General features: G+C 72.0%; 17 protein-coding genes. 14 read left to right on the plus strand and 3 right to left on the minus strand.

Annotated elements, in window-relative coordinates; all coding sequences use genetic code 11:
- Nucleotides 1-3: 3 nt before the first annotated feature.
- Both ACFYUV_RS08750 and ACFYUV_RS08755 read left to right on the plus strand, forming a co-directional pair.
- Nucleotides 4-1806: an ABC transporter ATP-binding protein gene (locus ACFYUV_RS08750; RefSeq protein ID WP_387667471.1), complete on the plus strand. Its 1803-nt coding sequence runs from the start codon at nt 4-6 to the stop codon at nt 1804-1806.
- On the plus strand, nt 1803-3581 hold the full coding sequence (locus ACFYUV_RS08755; RefSeq protein ID WP_387666518.1) for an ABC transporter ATP-binding protein: 1779 nt from the start codon (nt 1803-1805) through the stop codon (nt 3579-3581). The genes ACFYUV_RS08750 and ACFYUV_RS08755 overlap by 4 nt, the downstream gene beginning before the upstream one ends.
- 10 nt (nt 3582-3591) lie before the next feature.
- Here ACFYUV_RS08755 and ACFYUV_RS08760 read toward each other — a convergent pair whose 3' ends face one another.
- Together ACFYUV_RS08760 and ACFYUV_RS08765 are read right to left on the minus strand one after the other, a co-directional pair.
- Nucleotides 3592-3981, minus strand: coding sequence for an ATP-binding protein (locus ACFYUV_RS08760; RefSeq protein ID WP_387666521.1), 390 nt, complete (start codon nt 3979-3981; stop codon nt 3592-3594).
- A complete protein-coding gene (locus ACFYUV_RS08765; protein WP_387666523.1) occupies nt 3974-4810 on the minus strand; it encodes an MEDS domain-containing protein in 837 nt (278 codons plus the stop codon). Before ACFYUV_RS08765 ends, ACFYUV_RS08760 begins: the two co-directional genes overlap by 8 nt.
- 133 nt (nt 4811-4943) lie before the next feature.
- Here ACFYUV_RS08765 and ACFYUV_RS08770 point away from each other — a divergent pair, with 133 nt between their 5' ends.
- The 9 genes from ACFYUV_RS08770 to trpA all read left to right on the plus strand — a co-directional run bounded on the left by ACFYUV_RS08770 (nt 4944) and on the right by trpA (nt 11379).
- Nucleotides 4944-5327 (plus strand): STAS domain-containing protein, encoded by a 384-nt coding sequence (locus ACFYUV_RS08770; RefSeq protein ID WP_387666526.1) that lies wholly within the window; start codon nt 4944-4946, stop codon nt 5325-5327.
- A gap of 8 nt (nt 5328-5335) precedes the next feature.
- Nucleotides 5336-5671 (plus strand): phosphoribosyl-AMP cyclohydrolase, encoded by a 336-nt coding sequence (gene hisI / locus ACFYUV_RS08775; protein ID WP_358293877.1) that lies wholly within the window; start codon nt 5336-5338, stop codon nt 5669-5671.
- Between the two features lie 11 nt (nt 5672-5682).
- A complete protein-coding gene (locus ACFYUV_RS08780; protein WP_387666529.1) occupies nt 5683-6333 on the plus strand; it encodes a Trp biosynthesis-associated membrane protein in 651 nt (216 codons plus the stop codon).
- A gap of 107 nt (nt 6334-6440) precedes the next feature.
- Nucleotides 6441-7127, plus strand: coding sequence for a DUF4190 domain-containing protein (locus ACFYUV_RS08785; protein WP_387666532.1), 687 nt, complete (start codon nt 6441-6443; stop codon nt 7125-7127).
- Between the two features lie 144 nt (nt 7128-7271).
- On the plus strand, nt 7272-7844 hold the full coding sequence (locus tag ACFYUV_RS08790) for a CD225/dispanin family protein (RefSeq protein ID WP_357968152.1): 573 nt from the start codon (nt 7272-7274) through the stop codon (nt 7842-7844).
- Nucleotides 7845-7864: 20 nt separating this feature from the next.
- Nucleotides 7865-8296, plus strand: a complete 432-nt coding sequence (locus tag ACFYUV_RS08795) for a DUF2752 domain-containing protein (RefSeq protein ID WP_387666536.1) — start codon at nt 7865-7867, stop codon at nt 8294-8296.
- Nucleotides 8297-8415: 119 nt separating this feature from the next.
- The gene (gene trpC, locus ACFYUV_RS08800) at nt 8416-9255 is read left to right on the plus strand and encodes an indole-3-glycerol phosphate synthase TrpC (protein ID WP_125630391.1); all 840 of its coding nucleotides are present in this window, start codon (nt 8416-8418) and stop codon (nt 9253-9255) included.
- A gap of 20 nt (nt 9256-9275) precedes the next feature.
- On the plus strand, nt 9276-10499 hold the full coding sequence (trpB, locus tag ACFYUV_RS08805) for a tryptophan synthase subunit beta (RefSeq protein ID WP_387667473.1): 1224 nt from the start codon (nt 9276-9278) through the stop codon (nt 10497-10499).
- 85 nt (nt 10500-10584) lie between these two features.
- Nucleotides 10585-11379 carry a tryptophan synthase subunit alpha gene (gene trpA / locus ACFYUV_RS08810; protein WP_358293870.1) on the plus strand — a complete coding sequence of 265 codons (795 nt, stop codon included), beginning with the start codon at nt 10585-10587 and terminating at the stop codon, nt 11377-11379.
- 82 nt (nt 11380-11461) lie between these two features.
- Here trpA and ACFYUV_RS08815 read toward each other — a convergent pair whose 3' ends face one another.
- Nucleotides 11462-13189 carry a beta-galactosidase family protein gene (locus ACFYUV_RS08815; RefSeq protein ID WP_387666539.1) on the minus strand — a complete coding sequence of 576 codons (1728 nt, stop codon included), beginning with the start codon at nt 13187-13189 and terminating at the stop codon, nt 11462-11464.
- A gap of 106 nt (nt 13190-13295) precedes the next feature.
- Between ACFYUV_RS08815 and ACFYUV_RS08820 the strand changes: the two genes are divergently transcribed.
- The 3 genes from ACFYUV_RS08820 to ACFYUV_RS08830 all read left to right on the plus strand — a co-directional run bounded on the left by ACFYUV_RS08820 (nt 13296) and on the right by ACFYUV_RS08830 (nt 15525).
- A complete protein-coding gene (locus ACFYUV_RS08820; RefSeq protein WP_387666542.1) occupies nt 13296-14135 on the plus strand; it encodes a helix-turn-helix transcriptional regulator in 840 nt (279 codons plus the stop codon).
- Nucleotides 14136-14279: 144 nt separating this feature from the next.
- Nucleotides 14280-14789 carry a MauE/DoxX family redox-associated membrane protein gene (locus ACFYUV_RS08825; RefSeq protein ID WP_358293865.1) on the plus strand — a complete coding sequence of 170 codons (510 nt, stop codon included), beginning with the start codon at nt 14280-14282 and terminating at the stop codon, nt 14787-14789.
- Entirely contained in the window at nt 14761-15525 is a 765-nt protein-coding gene (locus ACFYUV_RS08830; protein ID WP_387666545.1) for a DsbA family protein, read from the plus strand. Before ACFYUV_RS08825 ends, ACFYUV_RS08830 begins: the two co-directional genes overlap by 29 nt.
- Nucleotides 15526-15597 lie beyond the last annotated feature (72 nt).

The raw sequence follows: 15597 nt of genomic DNA on the forward strand, positions 1-15597 counted from the left end.
GTCATGCGTCAAGGACTGCGGGTCCTTGGGGTGGCCATTCGCACGGAGAGAGCCGTGTTCGCGATGGCCGCGCTGGCCAGCGCGGTCTACGGCGGCATGACCGTCGCCTCGGCCTGGGCGCTGGGCTGGGCGACGCAGAACGTGGTGCTGCCCGCCTTCGACCAGGGCCGGACCTCCGCCGGCGCCATGTGGACCGGCGCGCTGCTGATCGTCGGCACCGCGCTGCTCAAGGCGATCGGCGTGGCGGGGCGGCGCATCCTGGCCGGCGTCGTGCAGTACCGCATGCAGGCCAGGTCACGCAGGGACGTGACCAAGCAGTACCTGCGGCTGCCGCTGTCCTGGCACCACCGGCACCCGACCGGGCAACTGCTGTCCAACGCCAGCGCCGACGCCGAGGCCGCCTGGGCGCCGCTCGCGCCGCTGCCGATGGCCGTCGGCGTGCTGGTCATGCTGTTCACCGCGGCCGTCGCCATGCTGTTCACCGACCTCGTGCTCGCGCTGGTGGGCTTCCTGATCTTCCCGGCCATCGCCGTGCTGAACCTGGTCTACCAGCGCCGGCTCAGCCCCCTGGCCACCCGCGCCCAGCAGCTGCGCGCCGAGGTGAGCGAGATCGCGCACGAGAGCTTCGACGGCGCGCTGGTCATCAAGACCCTCGGCCGCGAGGAGCTGGAGACCGACCGGTTCCGCCGCCGCGCCCACGAGCTGCGCGACGCCAACATCGCCGTCGGGCGGGTGCGCGGGCTGTTCGACCCCATGCTGGAGGCGCTGCCCACGATCGGCGTGCTCGCCGTGCTGGGGGTCGGCGCGCTGCGTCTGTCCACCGGCTCGATCGACTCCGGCGACCTGGTGCAGGTCGCCTACCTGTTCACGCTGCTGGCCTTCCCGATCAGGGCGCTGGGCTGGGTGCTGGCCGAGCTGCCGCGCAGCGTCGTCGGCTGGCAGCGGGTGCAGGCCGTGCTCGACGCCGAGGGCTCCATGGACTACGGCGACACGCCCGTGGCCTCGTCCGGGCCCGCCGAGCTGAAGGTGGCCGGCGTGTCCTACGCCTACGACCAGGCCGAGGTGCTGCACGACGTCACCTTCGACGTGCCGCCCGGCCGTACCGTGGCCCTGGTGGGGCCGACCGGGTCGGGCAAGTCGACCCTGGTCCAGCTCCTGGTCCGGCTCGTCGACCCCGGCTCCGGGCAGGTGCTGCTCGACGGCGTCGACGTGCGCGACCTGCCCTACGGCGCCATCGCCGGCTCGGCCGCGCTGGTGCCGCAGCAGACGTTCCTGTTCGACGACACCGTGCGCGGCAACGTCGCGCTCGGCCTGGACGCCGGCGACGAGGACGTGTGGGCGGCGCTGCGCCTGGCCCAGGCCGACGGCTTCGTCGGCCGCCTGGGCGACGGGCTCGACACCCGCGTCGGCGAGCGCGGCGCGTCGCTGTCCGGCGGCCAGCGCCAGCGCATCGCGCTGGCCCGCGCGGTGGTCCGCCGCCCGCGCCTGCTCATCCTCGACGACGCCACCTCCAGCGTGGACCCCCAGGTCGAGGCCAAGATCCTGCACGGGCTGCGGGACACCGCGCAGGCCACGACCGTCGTGGTCGTCGCCTACCGGATGGCCACCATCGCCCTGGCCGACGAGGTGGTCTACCTCGACCACGGCCGGGTCGAGGACCGCGGGACCCACGAGGAGCTGCTCGTGCGCTGTCCCGGATACCGCAACCTGGTGACCGCCTACGAGCGCGAGGAGGCCGAACGGGCCGCCATCGACCTGTCGCCGGCCCCGGACGCCGAAGAGGAAGAGGAAGAGGTCAGCGCATGAGCGAGGCGCTCCAGGGCAACGTCGAGCGGTCGGCGCTGGCCACCATCTGGCACGGCCTGTCGCTCACCCCCGAGTTCCGCAAGGGGCTGGCCGGCACGCTCGGGCTGGCCGTCGTGGCGACCATCGGCAAGATCATCGTACCGATCGCGGTGCAGCAGACGATCGACACCGGCATCAAGAGCGGCACGCCGGACCTGCCGTACATCACCCGGGCCGTCCTGGTGTGCGCCGCGGCCGTGCTGCTGACCGCGCTGGCCGGCTACATCATGAACGTGCGCCTGTACAAGGCCACCGAGTCCTCGCTGGCCAGCCTGCGCGTGCGCGGGTTCCGGCACGTGCACGACCTGTCGGTGCTCACCCAGAACAGCGAGCGGCGCGGCGCGCTGGTCTCGCGGGTCACCAACGACATCGACCAGATCAGCACGTTCATGCAGTGGGGCGGGCTGATGATCATCGTGGCGTTCGGCCAGCTCTTCGTGGCCAGCGTGCTCATGCTGGTCTACTCCTGGCAGCTCACGCTGCTGGTGTGGGTGTGCTTCGTGCCGCTGATGATCGCGCTGCCGCGGTTCCAGCGGCTGTTGTCGCGGGCGTACACGACCGTGCGCGAGCGGACCGGCGACATGCTCGCCGCGGTCAGCGAGTCCGTCGTCGGCGCCGCCGTCATCAGGGCCTACGCCTCCGAGCGGCGTACCGCGGACCGCATCGACAAGGCCGTGGACGCCAACAGGGCCGCGCAGATCAAGGCGCAGACCATCGTCGGCTTCGTCTTCCCGCTGACCGAGATCGTCGCCGCGCTGGCCATCGCCGGGATCGTGCTGCTCGGCGTCCGGCTCGGCGTGTCCGGCGACATCACCGCGGGCAAGCTGGTGGCCTTCCTCTTCCTGGTCACGCTGTTCGTCTCGCCGCTGCAGACCGCCACCGAGGTGCTGAACGAGGCCCAGAACGCGGTGGCCGGCTACCGCCGCATCCTGGGCGTCCTGGACACCCCGCCGGACGTCGCCGACCCCGGCGAGAAGGGCGTGCGGCTGCCCAGGGGCCCGATCTCGGTGGCCTTCGAGAACGTGCACTTCTCCTACCCGGGCGGCCCGCCCGTGCTGCGCGAGGTCTCGCTGGAGATCCCGCCGCGCTCGCGCGTCGCCGTCGTCGGCGAGACCGGGTCGGGCAAGACCACGTTCGCCAAGCTGCTGACCCGGCTCATGGACCCGGTCGGCGGCCGCGTCACGGTGGACGGCCACGACCTGCGCGACGTGCGTTTCTCCTCCCTGCGCGAACGCATCGTCATGGTCCCCCAGGACGGCTTCCTGTTCGACGGCACCCTGGAGGACAACGTCCGGTACGGCAGGCCGCCGGCCACCCGCGAGGAGATCCAGCTCGCGATGACCGAGCTGGGCCTGGCCGACTGGGTCGAGGGCCTGCCGGCGGGCCTGGACACGCCCGTCGGCCAGCGCGGGGAGTCGCTGTCGGCGGGCGAGCGCCAGCTCGTCGCCCTGGCCCGCGCCTACCTCGCCGACCCCGACCTGCTGCTGCTGGACGAGGCCACCTCGGCCGTCGACCCGGCCACCGAGGTGCGTCTGGCCCGCGCGCTGGAGGGCGTCACCAGGGGCCGCACGGCCGTCTCGATCGCCCACCGGCTCTCGACGGCGGAGAACGCCGACGAGGTGCTGGTGTTCGACGCCGGCCGCCTGGTGCAGCGCGGCCCGCACGCCGAGCTGGTCACCCAGCCCGGCGTCTATGCCGATCTGCACGCCTCCTGGGTCTCGGCGGCGCACTCCTGAGCGCGCGTTCCTAGTCGAGGGCGGCGGCGAACGTCACGCTCGTGCCCGCGGGCCCGGACACGATCGTGATGTGGTCGCACAACATCCGGGTCAGCCACAGCCCCCGCCCGCGGAACTCCAGCCCCGCGGGCGGGCGCGCCTCGCCCATCCAGCCGGGCGGCAGCCCCGGGCCGTGGTCGGTGACCTCGCACCACAGCCGTCCCTCGCCCGACCACAACCGCAGCCGCCCCTGGCCGCCGCCGTGCAGGACCGCGTTGGTGGTGATCTCGTTGACCGCCAGCACGAAGTCCTCCAGCCGCCGGCCGCTCAGCCCCTCGTAGGCGGCCTGCTCGGCCACGGCCCTGCGCAGGAACGTGATGCGCCCGCGCGCGAAGGTCGCGCGCAGCACCTGCCTACCCATCGCCCACCCGGCGGACGACGACGTGCGTGTCGGCCCGGACCAGCCGGAGCACCCGGGCCACCCGCTCGGCGCAGACGACCACGGTCGAGCCGTACGGCCTGGCCGCGGCCGTGACGGTCAGCAGCCGGGCCGATCCGGCGTCGATGAAGTCGAGATGGGAGGCGTCGATCACGACCTGCCCCGGCTCCTTCTGCAGCGGCGACAACACCGAGCCGAACGCCGGCCTGTTGGTCAGGTCGACGTCGCCCCACACCCGCAGCCCCGGCGGCGAGGAGGTGCTGGCGAAGCGCAGCAGGGCCTGCTCGGGCGCGATGGGGTGCACCGCGGTGGCCCGCTCGATGGCGTCGAGGGGGAACAGCTCGCGGTCGTACTGGCACACCGCGGCCAGCCAGCGCTCGCCGAACAGCTCGTTGGCGGTGGCCTCGAACGCCGCCTGGGCCTGCGCGTCGCGCGCTCCCCAGGAGGCGTCGATCAGCGCGTAGACGCCGTGCTGGCCGTGCCTGCGCGCCCGGTGGTGGGCGTCGGCCAGGGCGTGCAGCAGGCGGTCGGGGTCGAGGCGGCCGTCGGTGAAGTGCGTGTCGGCGCAGGAGAGGATCTCCACCTGCCCGGCCGCCTCGGCGTCGTCGAACCCCGGGACGAGCGGCGCCAGCCAGCCCCGGGTGCGCTCAGGGGTCTCCGCATGGGTGATGATCACCACCTTGGTCCGGCGGCGCAGCCCGTTGAGTGTGAACTGCCTGGTCGTCGTCATGCGCTCCCGCTCGCCCTCGAACGGCAGGCAGACGTGGTCCCCCAGATCCGGGTCGAGGACCGAGCCCGCGACGTGCACCACGATGTGTCCTCCCTAGCACGCGTCGCCTAGAAATTACCGTGATGCCCGCGATCACGTAGCGCGTTCTCGGCAAAACACACCGTCACCCGTTCCCGCCGGTGTACGTTTTCGGCGGGGCCGCCCAGGAAGGGTCATGAAAGGCATGGGCGTGGACGTACTGGAGACGACGCACAGCAGGCACGGGGACATCGTGGTGGTCGCCCTCGCGGGCGAGGTCGACGTGGACAACGTCGCCCGGGTCAGGAGGTGCCTCGACGAGGCGATGGCGGCCGACGGCACGCGGCTGGTGGTCGACCTGACCGGGCTGACCTTCATCGACACCACCGGGCTCGGGGTCCTGGTGCGCCAGCTCGCCGCGTTGCGCGACAGGGACGGCACCATGGCGCTGGTGGCCTCCGACGGCCAGGTGCTGCGGCGGCTGCGCAGGACGAACCTGGCTTCCCTGTTCCCCATCCATGACACCTTGTCGCAGGCGCTGGCCCAGCCGGAGGCGGGAGCACGGGGGAGGGCTGGTTGAATGGCACCATGTCCCTCGACCCCGAGATCGCCGCACGGCTGAAGCGCAACGCGGACGGCCTCGTGCCCGCCATCGCCCAGCAGCACGACACCGGCGAAGTGCTCATGATGGCCTGGATGAACGACGAGGCGCTGCACCTCACGCTCACCACCGGCCGGGCCACCTACTGGTCGCGCAGCCGCGACCGGCTGTGGGTCAAGGGCGACACCTCCGGGCACGTCCAGCATGTCAAGAGCGTGGCCCTCGACTGCGACGGCGACACCATCCTGCTCAAGGTCGACCAGGTCGGCGCCGCGTGCCACACCGGCGACCGCACCTGCTTCGACGCCGGTCTGCTCGGTTAGCGGCTCCCGGCATGACGTCTGGTGAGGTTTCCGGCAAGGGCTCCGGGAACGGGCGGCGCGAGTTGTGGGCGTGGCTGGCGCTGACCGTCCTGGGGAGCTGCCTGGTGCTGCTGGCGGCCGGTCAGGTCTGGGTGCGGGTGCTCGGCGCGCAGGCCGCCGACGCGGCCGCGCCGACCGGCGGCGACCTGAGCCCCGTGCTCTCGCCGCTGGCGCTGGCGGGGCTGGCGGGCGTGGTGGCCGTGCCGGCCACCAAGGGCGCCGGGCGCCGGGTCGTCGGCGCGCTGGTCGCGCTCTGCGGCGCGGGCGCGGCGGCGGGCACGTGGGCGGCGCTGGCCTCGGCCACCGTGACCGGCTGGCTGCGCGAGCACAACGCGGTCCGCGCGGTGGCCGGCCTGCCCTGGGAGCCGGTGCCGGGCTGGCCGGTCGTGGCCGGGCTCGGCGCGTTGCTGCTCCTGGCCGGCGGCGTGCTGGCCGCGGTGCGCGGCGGCGGGTGGGCGGGCATGTCGTCGCGCTACGACAGGGCCGCTGACGCGACGGACGGGCGGGCGGGCGACAGGCCGGGCGCGGTCGCGGCCACGGCCCGCAGGGGTCATGAGGACCGTGAGTTGTGGGACGCCCTCGACCGCGGCGACGACCCCACGGAGTCCCCGGAACCCCGCTGAGGTCGGTAGTTACGAAATCTCCACGGTTCTGAACCTCTGTCTGCTTGGCAAACGTTTTCTCAATAAGCTGCCGTTGCAACTCGCCAAAAGACAAGAGGAGCCAGCTCATGAGCTACGGGGACCAGGGCGGCAGCGGGGGTCACGGCGCGCAGCCCCCCGGCGGAGGTTACGGCCAGCAGCCGCCCACCGGCGGCGGCTACGGCCAGGGCCCGGCCTACGGCCAGCAGCCCCAGAGCGGCGGCTATGGCCAGCAGCCCCAGCACGGCGGGGGTTACGGCCAGCAGCCGCAGAGCGGTGGCGGCTACAACCAGCAGCCGCCCAGCGGCGGCGGTTACGGCTACAACCAGCAGCCGCCGAGCCATCCCCAGGAGCCTTTGGGGTACGGCCAGCAGCCGCAGCCCCCGAGCGGCGGCTACGCCCAGCCGGGCTACGCCCAGCCGGGCTACGGCCAGCAGAACTACGGGCAGCAGGGCTACGGCCAGCCCGGCTACGGCCAGTACGGCGCCCCGCAGCAGCCCCGCTCCACCAACGGCATGGCGGTGGCCTCGCTCATCCTGGGCATCGTCGGCCTGGTCACCTGCGGCGCGACCAGCATCATCGGCGTCGTCCTCGGCCACATCGCGCTCAACCGCATCAAGCGCACGGGGGAGGAGGGGCAGGGCATGGCGATGGGCGGCCTGGTGACCTCCTACATCATGGTCGTGCTGTTCGTGCTGTTCTGGATCTTCTTCGGCGGGTTCTGGCTGACCCTGATCGGCATCGGCTCGGCGGCCTCCGTCAGCGACTACTCGTGAACGGGCGGGGCGCAGCGTGACGCCCCGCTTGCGGTGTGATTACGAATTGTCCGCAACGTGGGCATTAGTCCACGTAGGGAATGCTTTATCGCTAGGCTGCCGCGCGCAACTCGCTTCACGCTGACGACATGAGGAGTCACGAGCATGAGTTACGGAAACCAGGGCGACGGCGGTTACGGCGCCCAGCCGCCCGGCGGCGGTTACGGGCAGCAGCCGCCGAGCGGTGGTGGCGGCTACGGCCAGCAGCCGCCCAGCGGCGGCGGTTACGGCGGCGGCTACGGCCAGCAGCCCCCGAGTGGCGGCGGCTATGGTGAGCAGCCCCCCGGTGGCGGCTACGGCCAGCAGCCCCCGAGCGGTGGCGGCTACGGCCAGCCCCCTGGCGGCGGTTACGGGCAGCCGCCCGGTGGCTACCCCGGTGGCGGTTACGGTCCCGGCGGCGGCGGTACCCCGCCGGACAACCAGCTGGTCCCGGCGATCCTCACCACCCTGTTCTGCTGCCTGCCCCTCGGCATCGTGGCGATCGTGAAGTCGTCGCAGGTCAACTCCAAGTGGCAGGTCGGCGACATCCAGGGCGCCATGCAGGCGGCCGAGGAGGCCAAGACCTGGTGGAAGCGCAGCCTGATCTTCGGCGCCATCGCCATCGTCCTGCTCATCATCTTCTACGTGGTGGTGTTCGTGCTGCTCGCCGCCTCGACGAGCAGCTACGGCTCGTACTGACGGACTGGGATACTGACGGCATGGACATCGCAACAACCGGGCGGCGGGGGACGGGGCGGCTGAAGGGCCTGCTCGCGCCGCTCGGTGTTGCGGCCGCGGCGGGGGCCGTGTTCGGCGTGGTCGGCGTGGTCGACCCCAACCAGCCCGGCCACTACCCGACCTGCCCGTTCCTGTGGGTCACCGGCCTCTACTGCCCGGGCTGCGGCACGCTGCGCACGATCCACGCGCTGGCCCACCTCGACCCGCTGGCCGCCCTGGGGCTCAATCCGCTGGCCGTCGCCATGATCCCGTTCCTGCTGTTCTGGTGGGGCCGGTGGGTCGTACGGGCGTGGCAGGGCAGGCCGCGGCGCACCACTTTGGCCCATCCGGCGTGGCTGTGGGCCTTCCTCGGGGTCGTGATGGTCTACTGGGTCGTCCGAAACCTCCCCTTCGGGGCGTTCCTCGCGCCGTAGTACGGGCCCTGTGGCGAGGTGACCCCGGTGGGGCCGATACCATCGCAGGACAAGGCCGAGAGCGGACGCGAGGCGAACTCTCTGCCACCCCCACTGTCAACCGGAGGGACCCCAAGCGCGTGAGTGAGCGGACGGAAGGACCGAGTGTCCTCGACGACATCCTCGAAGGGGTGCGCGCCGATCTCGCCGCACGTCAGCAGGCCGTGTCGATCGACGAGCTCAAGCGGCGAGCCGAGCGGGCCCAGGGGCCCAGAGACGCGATGGCCGCCCTCGGGGGTGACAGGATCTCGGTGATCGCCGAGGTCAAGCGGTCGAGCCCGTCCAAGGGCGCGCTCGCCGCCATCGCCGACCCCGCCGCGCTCGCGGCCGACTACGAGGCCGGTGGCGCCCACGTGATCAGCGTGCTGACCGAGCGGCGCAAGTTCGGCGGCAGCCTGGAGGACCTGGCGGCCGTCCGCGCCCGCGTCGACATCCCCATCCTGCGTAAAGATTTCATCCTCACCTCCTACCAGCTCTGGGAGGCCCGGGCCCACGGCGCCGACCTGGCGCTGCTGATGGTCGTCTGCCTGGAGCAGGAGGCGCTGGTGTCGCTGATCGAGCGGGCCGAGTCCATCGGGCTCACCCCGCTGGTCGAGGTGCACACCGAGGAGGAGCTGGAGCGGGCGGTCGCCGCCGGGGCGCGGGTCATCGGGGTCAACGCGCGTAATTTGAAGACTCTTGAGGTCGACCGCGACGTCTTCGCGAAGCTGGCGCCGAAGATCCCGGATAATGTGATCAAGATCGCCGAGTCGGGCGTGCGCGGCCCGCACGACCTGCTCGCCTACGCCAGGGGTGGCGCCGACGCCGTCCTGGTGGGGGAGAGCCTGGTCACCGGCAAGGATCCGCGCAAGGCCGTGGAGGCGCTGGTGACCGCCGGCGCTCACCCGTCGACGCGCCCCGACCACTCAGCAGAGGGATAGCAGTGGCTAACGAAGGCTCCATCCTCAGCGCCGCCGACCTGGCCGGCGGCGCGGCGTACGGCAACGACCCCGACCTGCACGGCAAGTTCGGCATCTTCGGCGGCCGCTACGTGCCCGAGGCGCTGATCCCCGCGCTCGACGAGGTGGCCGCCGTCTACGACAAGGCCAAGACCGACCCCGAGTTCCTGCGCGAGTTCGACCACCTGCTGCGCACCTACGCCGGCCGGCCGACCACGCTGACCGACGTCGCGCGCTTCAGCCAGGAGGCCGGCGGCGCGCGCATCGTGCTCAAGCGGGAAGACCTCACCCACACCGGCGCCCACAAGATCAACAACGTGCTCGGCCAGGCGCTGCTGACCAGGCGCCTGGGCAAGAAGCGGGTGATCGCCGAGACCGGCGCAGGCCAGCACGGCGTGGCCACGGCCACCGCGGCCGCCCTGCTCGGCCTGGAGTGCGTCATCTACATGGGCGCGGTCGACTGCGAGCGCCAGGCGCTCAACGTGGCCCGGATGAAGCTGCTCGGCGCCACCGTGGTGCCCGTCCACAACGGCTCCAAGACGCTGAAGGACGCCATCAACGAGGCGTTCCGCGACTGGGTGACCAACGTCGACACCACCCACTACCTGTTCGGCACCGTCGCCGGGCCCCACCCGTTCCCCGAGATCGTGCGCGACTTCGCCCGCATCATCGGCGTCGAGGCCCGTCGCCAGATGCTGGAGCTGACCGGCGGGCTGCCCGACGCGGTGTGCGCGGCGGTCGGCGGCGGCAGCAACGCCATCGGCATCTTCCACGCCTTCATCGGCGACGAGGGCGTGGCCCTGCACGGCTACGAGGCGGCCGGCCACGGCCTGGAGAGCGGCGAGCACGCGCTCACCCTCACCGCCGGCTCGGTGGGCGTGCTCCACGGCTCGCGCACGTACGTGCTCCAGGACGACGAGGGCCAGACGATCGAGTCCCACTCGATCTCGGCCGGCCTCGACTATCCGGGCGTCGGCCCCGAGCACGCCTGGCTGAAGGACTCCGGCCGCGCCACCTACCACGGCGTCACCGACGACGAGGCCATGGCGGCGTTCTCGCTGCTGGCCAGGACCGAGGGCATCATCCCGGCCATCGAGTCCTCCCACGCGCTGGCGGGCGCGCTGAAGCTGGGCCGCGAGCTCGGCCCCGACTCGACGATCCTGGTCAACCTGTCCGGGCGCGGCGACAAGGACATGGGCACCGCCATGAAGTACTTCAACCTCTGACGCCCCCGGCAGCGCGGCGCGGGTGACCGGACGACGGCCTGCGGCAGGGCATCATGGTGGGACTCGACCTTCGAAACGGACAGACATGACGACTCTTCAGACGGTTTTCGCCAAGGCGAAGGCGGACAACCGGGCCGCGCTCGTCGGCTACCTGCCTGCCGGCTTCCCGTCCAAGGACGGCGCGATCGCCGCCGCCGCGGCCCTGGTCGAGGCGGGCTGCGACGTCATCGAGATCGGCCTGCCCTACTCCGACCCGCTCATGGACGGGCCGACGATCCAGGACGCGGTGCACCGCTCGCTGCTCAACGGCACCCGCATCGCCGACGTGATGCGCACCGTCGAGGGGGTCGCCGCCACGGGGGCCGCCACGCTCGTCATGACGTACTGGAACCCGATCGACCGCTACGGCGCCGACCGGTTCGCCCGTGACCTGGCCAACGCGGGCGGCGTGGGCACGATCACGCCCGACCTGACGCCGGAGGAGTCCGAGCCGTGGCGCACCGCCTCGGCCGAGGCGGGCATCGACACGGTGTTCCTGGTGGCGCCCAGCTCCACGGAGGAGCGCATCAAGGCCGTGGTCGACTGCTGCACCGGCTTCGTCTACGCCGCCTCGCTGATGGGCGTCACAGGCGCCAGGGAGAGCGTGAACTCGGCGGCCGAGGGCCTGGTCAAGCGCACCCGCGCGCACACCGACCTGCCCGTCTGCGTGGGCCTGGGCGTCGGCACGGGCGCGCAGGCGGCCGAGGTGGCCCGCTACGCCGACGGCGTGATCGTGGGGTCGGCGTTCATCCGCCGCATCCTCGACGCGCCCGACGAGGCCGCCGGGCGCGAGTCGATCATGGCGCTGGCCGGCGACATGGCCCGCGGCGTGCGCCGCTGAGCCCTCTGCGGGCTGTCCCGATCATCACGAAGGCGCGTCCCCTGAGCGGGGGCGCGCCTTTCGTCATGTCGTGCCGCGGGGGTCAGCCCAGGTCGGGTTCCGCGCACAGTTCCAGGGCCGGGCCCACCTGGTCCAGCTCCAGGACGACGATCTCGTTCGTCCCGGCGCGCAGCAGCGGGGCCGGGACGTAGAGGGTGCGCTGCGGGCCGCGGTCCCAGTAGCGGCCCAGGCAGAAGCCGTTCACCCAGACGTACCCCTTGCCCCAGCCGGGCAGCGCGAGGAACGTGTCGGCGGGCTCGTCCACCTCCAGGACGAACCGGAAGAACGACCTGGGCCCGGCCTGCGAGCCGTCGGCGAACGGCACCGCGGAGACGTCCTGCAGCGGGATCGGCCGCGCGCTCCACCCGTTCAGGTACTGCTGGTGGTGCAGGACGCCGCCGGTCAGGCCCTTGCTCTCGCCGGTCAGCGGCCCGTAGTTCGTCCGTCCCATCGACTCCACCAGCAGCTCCACCGTGGCGGGGCCGGACACCGTCACCTCCGGCTCCTCGGCGTCGCGCTCGAACACCCCGGCGAGCCGGCCGTCCACGAACACGTGCGCCCGGTCGCGCAGCCCGGACAGCCGCAGCCGGTACGCGCCGCGCGGCCCCGGCACCTCCGTCCGGTACAGCACCAGCCCGTGCTCCAGCCCCAGCTCCTCGAACGACGGCGGCACCGGCGCGCTCGTCCCCGGCCCCGCCACCGCCTCCAGCGCGTCGCCCAGCGACACCGACTGGACCGGCCGCAACGTCGCCGGCGGCAGCACGGCCGGGACCGGCGGCACCGCAGGCGGCTCGCCCGCGTACCGCGACAACACCTCGCGGAAGCGCCAGAACTTCTCGGTGGGCGCCCCGCGTTCGTCGATCGGCGCGTCGTAGTCGTAGGAGGTGACGGTCGGCCGCCAGTCGCCCATCGCCCGCTCGCCGGCCTGGTTGGCGCCCGCCCAGGTGCCGAAGTTGGTGCCGCCGTGCGCCATGTACAGGTTCACCGACGCGCCGAGTTCGAGGATGCGCTCCAGGACGGCGGCCGCGTCACCGGCGTCCCTGGTCATGTGCTTGTGGCCCCAGTGGTCGAACCAGCCGCACCAGAACTCCATGCAGAACGGCGGGTCGTCCGGCCGGTGCTCGCGCAGCGCGGCGAACGCCCGGTCGGGGTCGGAGCCGAAGTTCACCGTGGCCAGCACGCCCGGCAGGGTGCCGCCGGTCAGGTACCAGTCGGCCGGGCCGTCGGAGGTGAACAGCGGCACCTCGACGCCCCTGGCCGTCAGGCCGTCGGCCAGGTGGCGCAGGTAGGCCAGGTCGCTGCCGTAGGAGCCGTACTCGTTCTCCACCTGGACCATGATCACGTTGCCGCCGCGGGTCACCTGCCGCTCGACGACCTGCGGGAGCAGCCGGTCGAAGTAGCGGTCCACGTGGCCCAGGTACTCGGGGTCGCAGGTCCTGATCCGGCCGGTGAGCCAGGCGGGCAGGCCGCCGTTGTCCCATTCGGCGCAGATGTAGGGGCCCGGCCGGACGATCGCCAGCAGCCCCTCCTCGGCCGCCGCGTCCAGGAACGCGCCCAGTTCCTCCATCCGGCGGAACTCGCCCATGCGCGGTTCGTGCAGGTTCCACGGCACGTACGTCTCGACGGTGTTCAGCCCCATCGCCCGCAGCATCGCCAGCCGGTGCCGCCACTGCCCGGGATGCACCCGGAAGTAGTGCATGGCGCCCGACAACACCCTGAACTCCGCACCGTCGAGCCGGAACACTCCGTTCTCGACTGAGAAAACACCCATAACTGTTCCTCCGATAGGATTTCGCGCCCCGCAACCCTGCCAAGACCGCAGGTCAACGGCCATGGACAAACCCAGACAACCTGTTGGACTCACCCGCGGAGACAGGATGACCCCGCCCTACGACAAGTGGATGCAGTACCTGACCCCCGGGCCCGCCCATCGCGGGCTCGGCCTGGTGTGCCTCGGCGTCGGGCGGCAGGAGGGGCGGCTGCCCACGGTCGGGCCGCGCACCCTGCAGCACCACGTGGCCGTCCTGGTGACCGCGGGCCGCGGCTGGTTCTCCCAGGGGGAGGGGCCCGTCGTCGACGTCGTCGCGCCCGCCGTCATCTGGCTCCTGCCCGGCGTACGCCACCACTACGCGCCCGACGAGGCCGGCTGGGACGAGTGGTTCGTCGACTTCACCGGCCCCGCCGCCACCGCCTACCAGGACCTCGGCTTCGTGGACGCGGGCAACCCGGTCACCCCGCTCACCACGGCGGAACCGGCCGCCCACGCCATCGGCCGCATCGCCCAGGCGTGCCGCAGGGGCGGCCCGTACCTGGAGGTGGAGACCTCGGCCATCGTGCACGAGGTCCTGGTCGCCCTCAGGCGCAGCCGCGCCGACGAGGACCCCTACGGCGACCCGGTGCTGGCCGGGCTGGCCAGGGACGCGTGCCTGCCGGTGCCGGTCGCCGAGCACGCCAGGCGCCTCGGCATGCCGCTGACCGAGCTGCGCCGCGCCGTGCGCCGGCTGGCCGGGTGCAGCCCCAAGGACTACGTGCTGTCCATCAGGCTCAACCGGGCCAAGGACCTGCTGGCCACCACCGACCTGCCGGTCGCCGCCGTGGCCCGGCGCGTCGGCTACGACGACCCGGCCTATTTCACCAGGTTGTTCACCCGCCGCGCCGGTCTGCCGCCGAGCGAATTCCGGGCGCAGCAGTATCGTGGACTTCCTACCATTTCATGAACGGGACTCTGCCTTAGCCGACGCTTATCCCGAGCGTGATCAGATGATGTCCCGGTACTGTGCGCATTCCCGGCGCAGAGAAAGAGGAGATCACCCGTGGCCGCGTCACAACCGTCACACAACGGCAGATCGGCGATACCCTGGGTGACGACCGTCGCCCGGCTGATCCTGGGGGGCGTGCTGATCGCGGCGGGGGCGCTGAAGATCGGCAATCCGTCCGACTCCGTGGTCGCGGTCAAGGCGTACCAGCTGCTGCCCGAGTCGATCGCCGAGATGGTGGGCTATGTCCTGCCGATCCTGGAGATCGTCGTCGGCGTGCTGCTGGTCGTCGGTCTGCTGACCAGGGTGGCAGCGGTGATCGCCGCGCTGCTCATGTTCGCCTTCGTGTTCGGCATCGCCTGGGCCTGGGCGCACGGCCTGCGGATCGACTGCGGCTGCTTCGGCGGCGGCGGCCAGCTGGAGACGGGACAGGAGCCGGCCTACCTGCTCGACATCCTGCGCGACTTCGGCCTGGTACTGCTCGGCGCATGGACGGCCCGCTTCCCGCCGGGACGGTTCGCCCTCGACGGGGCGCTCGGACTGGCGGGTGCCGTGGAGGACACAGGTGACGAAGAGGAGATCGAGGATGAGCAAAGCGCAGCGCACCAAGTCTGACGGGAACATGTCGGCGCGCGAGAAGATCAGGGAGCAGCAGGCGGCGGCCCGCGCCCAGGAGAAGCGCAAGAAGCTGGTGACCTACACCACGGCGGCCGTGGTCGCGGTGGCCGCGGTCGGCCTCGGCGCGTGGTGGTCGATCAGCTCCTCCAAGTCGGAGCAGGCCGGGGCCGACCTCGCGCCGATCACCCTGCAGCCCGACGGCAGCGCCGTGATGGCCAAGGCGGGCGTGACGCAGCCGGTGGTCGACATCTACGAGGACTTCCAGTGCCCGGTCTGCAAGGAGCTGGAGCGGGTCAGCGGTTCGACCTTCAAGAACCTGGCCGCCGAGGGCAAGGCCAAGGTCGTCTTCCACCCGATCACGATCTTCTCCAGGGAGCCGACGAAGGGCAACTCCGTGCGCGCGGCGGCGGCCGCCCGCTGCGTCGCCGACGGCAAGCAGTGGATGGCCTTCCACGACCTGATCTACAAGAACCAGCCGGCCGAGACCGTCGAGGGGTTCAAGACCGACCAGCTCGTCGAGTGGGGCAAGGAGGCCGGGGTCACCTCGCCAGATTTCGAGAGTTGCGTCACGTCCCAGAAGCACGCTCCGGCCGTGCTGACCGACAGTTCGAAGATCATGTCGGCGCAGTCGATCGAGGGCACGCCCACCGTGAAGCTCAACGGCACCAGCATCGGCGAGGCGGCGTTCTCGCCGCAGCAACTTCGCGATGCGGTCACGAAGGCCGCCAAGTAGCCGCAGGCTGCGCTACCCTCACCTGACATGCCCCTAGCCTCGATTCCCAGCCCTTCCCAGGGGGTCTGGTAT

This window comes from Nonomuraea sp. NPDC003560, assembly GCF_042878785.1.
In the GTDB taxonomy this organism is placed as follows: domain Bacteria; phylum Actinomycetota; class Actinomycetes; order Streptosporangiales; family Streptosporangiaceae; genus Nonomuraea.

Bases quoted from the DNA above. Each gene is read 5' to 3' on its own strand.
- ACFYUV_RS08820 (WP_387666542.1), top strand. From the start codon at position 13,296: ATGACCCCGCCCTACGACAAGTGGATGCAGTACCTGACCCCCGGGCCC.
- ACFYUV_RS08760 (WP_387666521.1), bottom strand. From the start codon at position 3,981: ATGGGTAGGCAGGTGCTGCGCGCGACCTTCGCGCGCGGGCGCATCACG.
- ACFYUV_RS08815 (WP_387666539.1), bottom strand. From the start codon at position 13,189: ATGGGTGTTTTCTCAGTCGAGAACGGAGTGTTCCGGCTCGACGGTGCG.
- trpA (WP_358293870.1), top strand. From the start codon at position 10,585: ATGACGACTCTTCAGACGGTTTTCGCCAAGGCGAAGGCGGACAACCGG.
- ACFYUV_RS08780 (WP_387666529.1), top strand. From the start codon at position 5,683: ATGACGTCTGGTGAGGTTTCCGGCAAGGGCTCCGGGAACGGGCGGCGC.
- hisI (WP_358293877.1), top strand. From the start codon at position 5,336: ATGTCCCTCGACCCCGAGATCGCCGCACGGCTGAAGCGCAACGCGGAC.
- ACFYUV_RS08755 (WP_387666518.1), top strand. From the start codon at position 1,803: ATGAGCGAGGCGCTCCAGGGCAACGTCGAGCGGTCGGCGCTGGCCACC.
- ACFYUV_RS08830 (WP_387666545.1), top strand. From the start codon at position 14,761: ATGAGCAAAGCGCAGCGCACCAAGTCTGACGGGAACATGTCGGCGCGC.
- ACFYUV_RS08770 (WP_387666526.1), top strand. From the start codon at position 4,944: ATGAAAGGCATGGGCGTGGACGTACTGGAGACGACGCACAGCAGGCAC.
- ACFYUV_RS08785 (WP_387666532.1), top strand. From the start codon at position 6,441: ATGAGCTACGGGGACCAGGGCGGCAGCGGGGGTCACGGCGCGCAGCCC.
- ACFYUV_RS08790 (WP_357968152.1), top strand. From the start codon at position 7,272: ATGAGTTACGGAAACCAGGGCGACGGCGGTTACGGCGCCCAGCCGCCC.
- ACFYUV_RS08795 (WP_387666536.1), top strand. From the start codon at position 7,865: ATGGACATCGCAACAACCGGGCGGCGGGGGACGGGGCGGCTGAAGGGC.
- ACFYUV_RS08750 (WP_387667471.1), top strand. From the start codon at position 4: ATGCGTCAAGGACTGCGGGTCCTTGGGGTGGCCATTCGCACGGAGAGA.